12 protein-coding genes are annotated in these 10,539 nt (G+C 51.9%); 6 read left to right on the top strand and 6 right to left on the bottom strand.

All coding sequences use genetic code 11. The features are described 5' to 3' along the window. Window positions 1–335 precede the first annotated feature (335 nt). The 5 genes from MO867_RS11375 to MO867_RS11355 all read right to left on the bottom strand — a co-directional run bounded on the left by MO867_RS11375 (window position 336) and on the right by MO867_RS11355 (window position 4,274). Window positions 336–896, bottom strand: a complete 561-nt coding sequence (locus MO867_RS11375) for a hypothetical protein (protein WP_252466728.1) — start codon at window positions 894–896, stop codon at window positions 336–338. A gap of 237 nt (window positions 897–1,133) precedes the next feature. Beyond that, a complete protein-coding gene (locus MO867_RS11370) occupies window positions 1,134–1,682 on the bottom strand; it encodes a hypothetical protein (RefSeq protein ID WP_252466727.1) in 549 nt (182 codons plus the stop codon). 203 nt (window positions 1,683–1,885) lie between these two features. After that, window positions 1,886–2,926 (bottom strand): CAF17-like 4Fe-4S cluster assembly/insertion protein YgfZ, encoded by a 1,041-nt coding sequence (gene ygfZ / locus MO867_RS11365; protein WP_252466726.1) that lies wholly within the window; start codon window positions 2,924–2,926, stop codon window positions 1,886–1,888. A gap of 300 nt (window positions 2,927–3,226) precedes the next feature. Beyond that, complete coding sequence (locus MO867_RS11360) at window positions 3,227–3,697, bottom strand: hypothetical protein (protein ID WP_252466725.1); 471 nt, start codon at window positions 3,695–3,697, stop codon at window positions 3,227–3,229. A gap of 43 nt (window positions 3,698–3,740) precedes the next feature. Continuing rightward, complete coding sequence (locus MO867_RS11355; protein WP_252466720.1) at window positions 3,741–4,274, bottom strand: hypothetical protein; 534 nt, start codon at window positions 4,272–4,274, stop codon at window positions 3,741–3,743. A 593-nt stretch (window positions 4,275–4,867) separates the two neighbouring features. Between MO867_RS11355 and MO867_RS11350 the strand changes: the two genes are divergently transcribed. Both MO867_RS11350 and MO867_RS11345 read left to right on the top strand, forming a co-directional pair. Next, window positions 4,868–5,113 carry an FAD assembly factor SdhE gene (locus tag MO867_RS11350; protein ID WP_252466718.1) on the top strand — a complete coding sequence of 82 codons (246 nt, stop codon included), beginning with the start codon at window positions 4,868–4,870 and terminating at the stop codon, window positions 5,111–5,113. Continuing rightward, window positions 5,088–5,540 (top strand): protein YgfX, encoded by a 453-nt coding sequence (locus MO867_RS11345; RefSeq protein WP_252466714.1) that lies wholly within the window; start codon window positions 5,088–5,090, stop codon window positions 5,538–5,540. The genes MO867_RS11350 and MO867_RS11345 overlap by 26 nt, the downstream gene beginning before the upstream one ends. A gap of 55 nt (window positions 5,541–5,595) precedes the next feature. Here MO867_RS11345 and nadB read toward each other — a convergent pair whose 3' ends face one another. Beyond that, window positions 5,596–7,203 (bottom strand): L-aspartate oxidase, encoded by a 1,608-nt coding sequence (gene nadB, locus MO867_RS11340; protein ID WP_252466712.1) that lies wholly within the window; start codon window positions 7,201–7,203, stop codon window positions 5,596–5,598. A gap of 178 nt (window positions 7,204–7,381) precedes the next feature. On the opposite strand from nadB, the gene rpoE reads away from it, so the two are divergent. The 4 genes from rpoE to MO867_RS11320 all read left to right on the top strand — a co-directional run bounded on the left by rpoE (window position 7,382) and on the right by MO867_RS11320 (window position 10,489). Beyond that, window positions 7,382–7,996 carry an RNA polymerase sigma factor RpoE gene (rpoE, locus tag MO867_RS11335; protein ID WP_252466710.1) on the top strand — a complete coding sequence of 205 codons (615 nt, stop codon included), beginning with the start codon at window positions 7,382–7,384 and terminating at the stop codon, window positions 7,994–7,996. Between the two features lie 118 nt (window positions 7,997–8,114). Next, the gene (locus MO867_RS11330; RefSeq protein ID WP_252466708.1) at window positions 8,115–8,819 is read left to right on the top strand and encodes a sigma-E factor negative regulatory protein; all 705 of its coding nucleotides are present in this window, start codon (window positions 8,115–8,117) and stop codon (window positions 8,817–8,819) included. A gap of 1 nt (window position 8,820) precedes the next feature. Beyond that, window positions 8,821–10,029 carry a MucB/RseB C-terminal domain-containing protein gene (locus tag MO867_RS11325; protein WP_252466706.1) on the top strand — a complete coding sequence of 403 codons (1,209 nt, stop codon included), beginning with the start codon at window positions 8,821–8,823 and terminating at the stop codon, window positions 10,027–10,029. Between the two features lie 13 nt (window positions 10,030–10,042). Beyond that, complete coding sequence (locus MO867_RS11320) at window positions 10,043–10,489, top strand: SoxR reducing system RseC family protein (protein WP_252466704.1); 447 nt, start codon at window positions 10,043–10,045, stop codon at window positions 10,487–10,489. The last annotated feature ends 50 nt before the right edge of the window (window positions 10,490–10,539 follow it).

The raw sequence follows: 10,539 nt of genomic DNA, 5'->3' as shown, positions 1-10,539 counted from the left end.
CCCAGAAGATCATTGAACGAGGCGGTGACTATGCAATCGCTGTGAAGGGCAACCAGAACAAGCTGTACCGGCAAATTGCTGCGCATTTTAGTAATTTATTCGATATCAATACTTCGGACAGTTTTAGACCGGTAGCAGTCTGAATCTATAAGCATTGAGCTACAGGAGGGCTACGTTACCGTAAGTCTTCTTGGGCTCTGGGTAGCATGAAAGCATCCCCTTACTTGCCAGTTTCCGCAGAATGCTGCTCACTCATACTGAAAGACTGTCCGAAGTATTGCAAGGAGGAAGGGTAGTAAAAACACTTGGTTGGATTCGGCCACTTTACTCAGTGGCTAACGGTTCTTTGCTCGACCTCTGTGTTCGACACTCACTTCTTTGGTCTCAACCGCCTTCCATAATGGCCTCATTAGAAGTCTGGCAAAAGCGAAGCCTACAAAAAATAAATTGCAAATATAAGCCAGGAAGTAGGGGCCAAATTCTCTCTCAAAGATTATTCCTGCGACATTTAGAGTACTTATTACAACGACAGAGGAAGCAATGACAAAAAGTCCATAGTAGGTAATCCTCATAATGGTGGAAACAAATTTGAAGTGTCTTTTTTTCCAAAGGTAGACAATGAACCCCGTGGTGGCTACCCCCATAAGGCAGCTACTGATGGACCAAACATAGCTGGCCTCGATACGAAAATTCAAGAGTGTGAGAGAAAAAGCGGCAAGTAAGGCACTAAACAAACTGATGTAGACGATCATGGCGAGGGAGACAACGTGGCCCCTGGAGATGCCCTCCATTTTACGTGACTGGAATGTGGCAACCATTGCAGCAAATCCTGCGAGTACGATGGAAATCTCTATGATCGCAAGTAGCTGGTCGATTTGTGCTGACAGGTTGTCCATCTTCCGCTATTGCCTTAAGCTGACGTGTTGAAGAGGGAAAGGTTGTAGCTGTATATAAATGACAACTGTTGTTCTCGTATTTCCTGTTAATAACCCTTTAAGAGCTCTATGCCTGATACCTGCTCCCAAATTCAGTCATTACTTAATTGCTGCCTATAAGTGTAAAATATTTGTGTATGTGGTCGGTGCGTTAGTCATTGATGCGGCAGGTACTACCGGCGTCTTTTATAGGTCATTTTATCCAGTTCTTACTGGATTCCTGTGGGGATGCCTCAACTCATTTTCCTTCACTACTTCCCATAGTGGGCGCATCAGCAACCTTGAAAAGGCATAACCAACAACAAAAAGGTTGCAAACGAAAGATAGAAAGTAGGGTGCGTATTCTCGATTAAAGATTATTCCGAGGGTATTTAGAATATTCATAAAAACCACTGAGCCGGCAAGCCCAAAGAGAATAAAATATATAATTTTTGCCACAATAGAAATCGACTTGAGTCGTTTTTTTACCCAGAGGTAAATAATGGAAAATGTTGTGGCTAAGCTCATCGCTGCACTACTGGCAGCCCATAAGCTGTTATCGCTAATATCAAAATTGGATAGTGCAAGAGTAAATGACGCAAGTAAGGCATTAACCAGACTGATATAAATAATCATTGCGAGAGACACGATTCTCCCTTTGGTGACATTTCTTCCTTTTTTAGGTTGGAGTGTACCTACGATTGCGGCAAAGCCTGCCAATATAATGCAGCATTCGAGGACGACGATAAGCTGGTCCAACTCTTTCAATAGCGTCTCCCTACGCTGTTGCGCCTCTGGGTAGTGATCCTGATATGAGGAGGGTAAGTCTAAATATTGTAGCGGCGGTCAGTATTGCTGTGGGAACTTGGCTTTTGATTATTTTATGTTGCCTGCAAAGCCTAGGGCTGGACTGGCTCAACATGGGAGGGTGGCTAAATGATCGCCCTCCCATATTGCAAGTTGGCTTTTTATTAAGCCAATGGATCGGCATCCGCATCGTAAGGAAGTTCCAGGATTTCCAGGTGGCGACCATCCTTCAGATGTAAGGTCTGGCCAGCCGCAACCTTGGCGATGGTGAGTACGGCGAGTAACTGGATGCCTTCTTTGCTGTGACAAGCCTCCACTAAGTTGCCGATGCTTTGCTCCCCGTCACCATAAACTTCCAAACCGGCACTGGGTAGGTCCCCTGACGCACAACTGGCCCGATAGAGCCGCCGTTTGGCGGCGCCACGAAATTGCATACGGGCAACCACTTCCTGGCCAGTGTAGCAGCCCTTTTTAAAACTTACGCCGCCTAGCAGGTGTAGATTGGTCATTTGCGGGATAAACATCTCCGTGGTGGCAGCATCGACCTGGGGGATGCCGGCTTCAATTTGTCGTTTCTGCCAGCGATCGTACCCGGTTGCCTCGCTCTCGGGGGATAGCTTTTGCCACATCTGCTGAGCTTGGCTAGTGGGCACTAGTAGGGCCAATTGCACTTCACTGACGCACTGGGCCATGCAGCGCTCCCCAGCAAATTCGAAGACTCTGATCTCGCCGGCTGAGGGTTGCTCGAAGCCCAGTAGTTTAGCGGCGCGTTCAGCCACGCCTCGCCCCTGCAGGCCCAGCCAGTGGGTTTCGTTGCTCGCATCGCGCAGTTCAGTTTTAAAGAACACGGCATATTTGGCCAGTGCTTGCTGGGCAATAGGAGCGAGGTTGCGGGGGAGTCGCAAGATAAACTCGCTCTGGGACAGTTTTAGCGCGCTGAATGCACTGATCATGCGACCTTTGGGATTACAGTGTGCCCCAAGGGTACTGTGATTGTTGGGGAGATTGACCAGATCGCAGGTCAACTGGCCCTGTAGGAACTTTTGGCTGTCGGGGCCGTTGATAGCGATGGTGCCAATGGGGCCTAGATCCAACAGGTGCAAGCTCTGCGGGTCTTCGCGACTGGTGAGGGGGAAGTGGGCTTTGGCGTCCTCCCAAATAGCGCCTTCGCCGCTGAGAAAATCTTGCCACTGTTGCTGGTCCATAGTCCTGCTACCTATATTTGTATTGGGGCAATATTTGGGGGTCTTCACGCTTATTTCAAGTTTGAAGTTTCAGGAGGGGCTTGTTGGGTCTTGAGACTTGGGCGGCGGCGTTGTATCGGTCATCGCCTAAGCGGCGATCTCTATTTTTGCTGAATATGCTGCGAAAGTCTATTGATGCCAGGGTGGAAGTATGTGGTGCTGGCAAACTGCGCTCCCGAGGTAGCGGGTATAGGTACTCTTGCAATACTTTGATGCAATACTTGGGGGCGTTCTGCTCTGCTACTTCATATTTGCAGTGAGTCAGCAATCATCGAAAAAACTCGCCAGCTTTCTACGTTGTGCTTTGGTGTAGGCTTCTGTAAAAATCAGGTACTCACTTTGTCCTTCTCCATAGTCGGCTACGCCTAGCTTTCCAATGAACTGAAAGCTCTTTACTCCGGTCAAGTCCAGCGCTGCCCAAGCCATATGGCCACTTGGTATTTTCTCTTGCTCCTCTTCTTCCAGCAGTATTGGGAAAAGCAAACGCTGTCCACTTCTGTCATAGGAGCAAAAGAGCATGTTCCGCATCAGGTATGCCTTCTGCCAGTATTTATAAAGCATATATCCCAGTGCAAGCACACCTAGAAAAAGTCCTGCCGATATTACTCCCTCAGAGAGCATAAACAGTCCAACTATTGCTGCTCCCATTAAAAGAAGAGATGCAAAACCTACTACCAGACTACGCCGAATAAACTGGCCCTTTCCATCAATTTTAATGAACTGCTCTGACACTTTTCTTTCCGCTTAATTATTTTGTCTTTCTCTGGAGGCTGGATTACATCCAGCCAGCCAAACCGCCTTGCAAGTCAATCCCCTCCAGTTCTCGATAGCCTTGCACCTGATTATAATCAATTAGCTTTTGAAAAAAGGTCTGCAACTCCTGCCGTTGGTGATAAGCAAAATGTCTCAAGTCAGTAACGGTTTGGTTGTCCTCCCCAAACTTTAAGACAAGATTTGTAGTACCCTGGGCTAATTCGAAATCCATCACTGCTGCCGCATCAAAAACCAAGTATTGTTCAGTGTTCATATTTAGTAGTAGGCTAATTTTATGCCCATTCGGCAAATACAGAAATAGTGCGACTTTCCGTTGTATAAGATGGGCAATAAAAAAGAACAACCAGAGCATAAATACAAAGCTCCCTATCAGCGCTGAGATAAGCCAAAATGCCTGCATATCTCTTTGGGAGGTTTCTCCGATGAAAAAATATAATTGCAGTGCGGCAAGCACTGCCGCTGTCAGTAGCATTGTTTTTGAGAAAAAGCTGACAGCGGATTTCTGCGTCCCCATCAAATAAAACCTGTCCAGCATTATCCTTCCTGTCAGTTATAAATAAATCAGGCGGCCAGGGTTGTGGGCGCGTCCAAAGTAGTACCGAAAGTACTTGAAATTTTATTTAGTTATTCATTCTACGTGAATCAGGCGTCACTTGATATTCCGTTGACATCCGTCAGGAAATATATTTTTCACTGCAAGCGCTTTCTTTTTGTAAGTCGATGCGTTCCGATATATTCAATAGACTATTCGGACTTTCATGCAGCAATTACTGATTTTTTGGCGGTGGGCACGGAGAGCTTCAGGCTACATATTGATACGGACCCCATAGATTTTCAGGTATGCAGGGGATGTCATTTGCCTCAGGCACGCGTCGAAGTAAATCCCCTTAGCAGGAGCCTCGGTGTGCTGATCGGGTCGGTCTGCTGTAAGGGTACCTTTTTGCGAGGGAGAGCTGGTGCCTGATAGTCCCCAGGTGGGGGACTACAAGGGTCCATAAGTCTCAGTGCCACAAATAGAGGCCGATGATCTTAGGGGGGCTCTGGGGTCGGAGGGGAGGGTATTAGCGTCTTTTTCAAGTTTGGTGGGGCAGAGGGTATACTGCGCTTTTAACCTGGTTGGAAAGAAGTATGGATCGCAACCGCCTGTTTTGGGCCAGCCGCCGCGGCATGTTGGAATTGGATCTGGTGTTGCTGCCGTTTCTGGATAATGTCTACGAAACCCTGGAGCCTGAAGATCAGCAGCGCTACATCCGTCTGCTCGATGAGCAGGATCAGGACTTATTTGCCTGGTTTTTGCGGCGTCAGGACCCGGACGATCCCGAGCTGAAACGTATTGTGCAGATTATTCGTGACAACACCGGATTGCAGGAATAGCGCACCGCCAAGGTATTTTGAGCGCAACGCCGTCATGAGCTGCGTCGTTGCGTCATCCCTTCTATTGCCCTGCCTGCTGTATACGACTGCCCTCCTGGCGGTATCACTCCTGTGGCTTTGCGTATTGCCGTATTTTTTATTCTGGCCAAGTACGCTATTCATACTTATCTATGCGCGACTGGAATCGCGCCGTATCAAGTCGGCAAGGGGGCTCCTGGCGACCCGCGAGCGGAGGTGGTTTTGGCGCCCTCAGGGCGGTGAGGTGAGCGAGTTTCACTTTGTCGGTGAGTTGGTGTTGTGGCGTTGGTTGGTGGTAATTAACGGGCGGGACACGCAGGGGCGCTCCCTGCGCTTGGTGTTGGCCAGGGATGCGATGGTGAGCGCTGATTGGCGCAGACTGCAAGTCGCTCTGCGCTACTCCCGTTAGTCTGTTGTTGGTGTTGCGGGCAACCTGTTTCAAGAGGTGCTCTCAGGTGGGCGAACTAGATAAATTGACGCTGCCCGGCGAAGTTTTCTGGCACCAGAATGGTATCCATGGCCAGTTCCCGTAGTTTGGGGTAGTCGAGAGAGTAGTGCAGGCCACGACTTTCACGGCGTTCCAGGGCTGAGCGAATAATCAATTCGGACACCAAAGAGAGGTTGCGCAGCTCTACCAGATCGTTGCTGATCCGATAATTGGCATAGAACTCGCGGATTTCTTTTTGCAATAGCCTAACTCGATGCTCTGCACGCAGGAGTCGCTTGCGGGTGCGCACGATACCGACATAATCCCACATGAATCGGCGCAGTTCGTCCCAGTTGTGCGAAATCACAACGTCTTCATCGGAATCGGTCACCCGAGAGGCATCCCAGTCGGGTGTGGCGCGGGGCGCATGTACCATGCCTAGATGCTCGTCGATATGTAAAGCCGTGGAGCGCGCGTAGACCAGGCACTCCAGCAGGGAGTTGCTGGCGAGGCGGTTGGCGCCGTGCAGGCCGGTAAATGTAGTTTCGCCAATAGCGTAGAGCTGATCCAGGTCGGTGCGCCCGTGGCGGTCAACCACTATGCCGCCGCAGGTATAGTGGGCTGCCGGGACGACCGGAATGGGCTCGCGGGTAATATCAATGCCATACTGAAGGCAATTGTTGTAGACCGTGGGGAAGTGATTGCGCACGAACGCCGGGTCTTTGTGAGAAATATCCAGGTAGAGGCAGTCGGCTCCCAGGCGCTTCATCTCGTGGTCGATGGCACGGGCGACGATATCCCTTGGTGCCAGCTCGCCGCGTTTGTCAAAGCGATCCATGAAGCGGCTGCCATCTGGCAGTTTAAGCAGAGCGCCTTCACCCCGTAGGGCCTCTGTAACCAGCAGGGCTTTGGCCTTGGGGTGGTAGAGGCAGGTGGGGTGGAATTGGTTGAATTCCATATTGGCCACTCGACAACCGGCGCGCCAAGCCATGGCGATACCATCGCCGCTGGCGCCATCGGGGTTGCTGGTGTAAAGGTAGGCTTTGCTGGCGCCACCGGTGGCCAGCACCACCGCTTTAGACTGAATCAGCTCAACCTCATCGGTATTTTTGTTCAGCACATAGGCGCCGGCACAGCGGAATCGGCCTTTGTCCGGGTCCGGTTGGCGGATCAGGTCGATGGCAACATGGTGCTCAAAACAGTCGATGTTGGGGCTGTTTAGTACCTTTACGATCAGTTTGCTGTGAACAGCGTGGCCAGTGGCATCAGCACTGTGGATAATGCGTCGGTGACTGTGGCCGCCCTCTTTGGTCAGGTGGTAGCCTTCTTCCTCGCGGGTAAAATCCACTCCCTGGTCAATCAACCAGCGAATGGCTGCGGTGCTCTCCTCTACTGTGAAGCGCACCGATGCCGGGTGGCAGAGTCCTGCACCCGCGTCTAATGTGTCTGCAATATGCGACTCGACCGAATCCATCTCATCCAGCACGGCGGCGATGCCCCCCTGGGCAAACCAGGTTGAGCCATCTTGCAATCGCTGCTTGGAGAGTAGGGCCACGCGATGCTGGGAGGCCAGGTGCAGAGCCAGTGTGAGGCCAGCAGCCCCGCTGCCAATCACGAGAACGTCGTAGTTTGCCTGGGCATTCATAGATTTCAATTATGTTTTAGGGTCGCGTAGTATAGCGCCTCCTGATTATTCGTCGATTTGACGTGGAACTTATGTCCTATTGTCATGGTCATCAACACAGTGAAAGAAACGCCTGCGCCGGTGGCCCCGCAGACATGAAATGTGGCGCCCGCAGTTTGGCTGGATATGGGAGTTGGGGATGACAGCGCATCAGGCGTCAACGAGTGACCGTGAGTTGGTTGAACGGGTGCAGAAGGGAGACAAGCGCGCATTTGATCTTCTTGTACTTAAGTACCAGCACAAAATTACTGCTGTAGTAAGCCGGTTCATCAAGGATCATAGTGAGGTACAGGACGTAACTCAGGAGGCTTTCATCAAAGCTTATCGCGCTCTGACCAATTTTCGTGGTGAGAGTGCGTTCTACACATGGATGTATCGGATTGCGATCAATACCGCTAAAAACCATTTGGTTTCACGCAGCCGCCGGCCGCCATCTTCTGATGTCGATTTGGAAGATGCCGAGTTCTACTCGGGGGCTGATCTACTGCGCGATAACGAAACACCGGAAAATCAGATGTTTCGCGACCAGCTGGAGTCAGCTGTACATCGCGCTATCCGCGCACTGCCAGAGGATTTGCGCTCAGCGGTAACGCTGAGGGAGCTGGAGGGACTGAGCTATGAGGAAATCGCCGAGGTTATGGGATGCCCGGTAGGAACGGTACGTTCGAGAATATTTCGCGCACGGGAGGCGATAGACCGGACAGTCCAGGCCGTAATGGCTGGGGAGCCGGAAACACTGGGTGACAGGAGTTAAATATGCGGAAAATTTTCCCGGTCGGGGAAACCAACCGCTCAGACTCAGGTCATAACCTGTAACCAAATATGGTGCTTGTGGGCACCTAATAAATGATTGCACAAGAGGGTTAACCCCTATGTCCCACGGGAATCATCAGGAACGTCTTAACGAGTCGCTGTCGGCGCTTATGGATGGTGAAATTAGCGAACTGGAGCTGCAGCGTCTTCTGAAGGCCAGCGCGGCCTCAGAAGAGTTGGGTCAGCGTTGGTCACGTTACCAGCTCGCGGCGAGTGTTATGCGCCGCGAACAGGTTGCGCCGATCGACACCGGTCTTGCAGCAAGTATTTCGGCCGCTATTGAGCAGGAAGAGCCCCTATCCCAGGGTGGGAGTGGTGGTTCTGCTGTGACGAGTAGTCTGGTTAACAGCCGCTGGTGGCGCCCACTTTCGCGCGGCGCTGTTGCGGCGACTGTGGCATTTGCTGCCATATTGGGTGTGCAGCAAGTGACAGACTCTCAGCAAAATTCGGTTCAGGGAATTAGTCAGCCGGTGGCATCGCTAGAGCGTGAGGCTCAGCCCATTGTGCAGTCGGCGCCACAACCCTCTGGCTTCTATGTGCCGGCACCGTCGACGCGCTCTGTGAGTACTGCGGCGCCGCGTTTTGTGCCTGAGCAGCGCTCAGGTGTTGTGGGGCAGGCTGTTATGCAGCAGGCGCCGACGCCAGAGTTAATGCGCCATCTGAATCGCGTAATGATTCAGCATTCGGAACAAGCCGCTCATGTGGGTAGTCAGGGCATGGTGCCTTTTGCCCGCGCGACATATGGCGAACAGGTTGGAATGTAGTGTGACGAAAGTCGAAACCAGGGGGAGTCGAATCCTCTGCGGGATTCTCCGGGCCAATGGTTTGTTGTTGGTTTCCTCATTGTTGGCACCCCTGTCATTTGCTCAAGTGAACCCCGGAGTCGGGCTTAACACTCCGCAAACGGTAAATCTCGATATGGCGAGTACTCCTGCGACGGCGACAGCTGTGGTAGGGGTTGCTATGGCAGAGGCCGATGCGGTTGAATTGAATAGCCACCCTATAGTGCCAGCTGCCCCTGGCGGGGCAACAGCTAATGCGCCATCACAAGAGGCGGTGAGTGGCGGTGTCGTCAACCTTAATCCGGGGGCACAGAGTGGGCTAGTCAACCCAGGTGCGGTCGGCAGTAACGAGGTGGGGCATTGGCTGGCTAAATTAGCAAAAGCGGTAACTGAGCTCGAATACAGCGGTCTTGTGACTTTTGAGCATGCCGGTCTTTTAGAGACACTGCAGGTGGTGCACGCTGTTCGCGAAGGCGAGCAGGTGGAAAGGGTGCGCTATTTGAGCGGCGAACCCAGAGAACTGATCAGCCACGGCAGTGCGGGCAACTGCGATTTCAGTGCATCGCCGAGAAATCGGGCCACTTCGTGGAGTTCGGCTGGCCAGCAGCAGGTACAGCGTGCCTATCAGTTTATCCTGCGTGGTGAGGAGCGTATCGCCGATCGCGATGCGGTTGTGATTGAGGCACGGCCACGGGATCGCTATCGCCTTGGTTTGGTAGTCAGTCTTGATAGAGAGACCGGATTGCCGCTTAAGACCATGCTGGTAAGTACCCAGGGGCGGGTCCTGGAGCGCTATCAATTTGTAAGGTTGGATCTCTCCCCAGTTGATGATTCTGCTCTGCAGGCAGTATCCAACAATGCACGGCGCATTGATAACCGCAATGAATGTACCGCTTCCCAGAGTCGCTGGCAGGTTGGCTGGTTGCCCGAGGGTTTCAGAGTGGTGTCTGTCAAACCGTTGTCCGATGGCGATATGATGGTATTTAGTGATGGTTTGGGGGTGTTTACGGTGTTTGTGCAGCGCCTTGGGCCGGAGCTTGAAGGCTATAAGGGGCGCGCAATTCGCGGAGCCACAGTGGCTTATATGGATCGCCTTGAGGTTGAAGGAGTTGCCTACACGGTGACAGTGGTTGGTGAAATTCCCGATACCACAGCGCGCCGGGTTGCCAGCTCAATTACTGTTAAAGGTTAAGTGAGAGCGATAGGTGCTTGAGGAGCGTGGCCGGGTAGTGGCCATAGAGTCTGATGCTATCTGGGTGGAAACCACCCAGAGCAGCGCCTGCAATGGTTGCTCGGCTAAGTCCGGTTGTGGCACTGGACTGCTCGGCGAGTTTTTTTCCTCCTCCACACGTATCAAGGTGGCCCTGAACGGCTACTCTGCAGATAAAATTCTTGTCAATGATACGGTGGTGATCGGTATTACCGAAAACGCTTTAACCCGCAGTGCATTGCTGGTTTATTTTGTTCCTTTGGTATCCCTCGTGCTAGTTGCATTACTTGGGGATTCTCTCTTTGCGGAAGTGGGTGCGCTAGTCGGTGCCTTGCTCGGCCTGATTGTTGGTGCCTTGGCTGTTCGTTGGTATAGCCGGCGCCAGTCCGCCAATCCCACATACACCCCGATATTACTCAGCATTGAACCACCACAGCAGTAAGTTCTGCCACTGTGTGAGTCCCTCTTTACAGCCGGTTCCCACGAACTTCC

Source organism: Microbulbifer okhotskensis (genome assembly GCF_023895975.1).
GTDB lineage: Bacteria > Pseudomonadota > Gammaproteobacteria > Pseudomonadales > Cellvibrionaceae > Microbulbifer > Microbulbifer okhotskensis.
This window is presented reverse-complemented; position numbering and strand designations above follow the sequence as displayed.

What these genes read in the sequence shown, in the direction of transcription:
- MO867_RS11375 (WP_252466728.1), bottom strand. Translation starts at nt 896, where the DNA reads ATGGACAACCTGTCAGCACAAATCGACCAGCTACTTGCGATCATAGAG.
- ygfZ (WP_252466726.1), bottom strand. Translation starts at nt 2,926, where the DNA reads ATGGACCAGCAACAGTGGCAAGATTTTCTCAGCGGCGAAGGCGCTATT.
- MO867_RS11355 (WP_252466720.1), bottom strand. Translation starts at nt 4,274, where the DNA reads ATGCTGGACAGGTTTTATTTGATGGGGACGCAGAAATCCGCTGTCAGC.
- MO867_RS11350 (WP_252466718.1), top strand. Translation starts at nt 4,868, where the DNA reads ATGGATCGCAACCGCCTGTTTTGGGCCAGCCGCCGCGGCATGTTGGAA.
- nadB (WP_252466712.1), bottom strand. Translation starts at nt 7,203, where the DNA reads ATGAATGCCCAGGCAAACTACGACGTTCTCGTGATTGGCAGCGGGGCT.
- rpoE (WP_252466710.1), top strand. Translation starts at nt 7,382, where the DNA reads ATGACAGCGCATCAGGCGTCAACGAGTGACCGTGAGTTGGTTGAACGG.
- MO867_RS11330 (WP_252466708.1), top strand. Translation starts at nt 8,115, where the DNA reads ATGTCCCACGGGAATCATCAGGAACGTCTTAACGAGTCGCTGTCGGCG.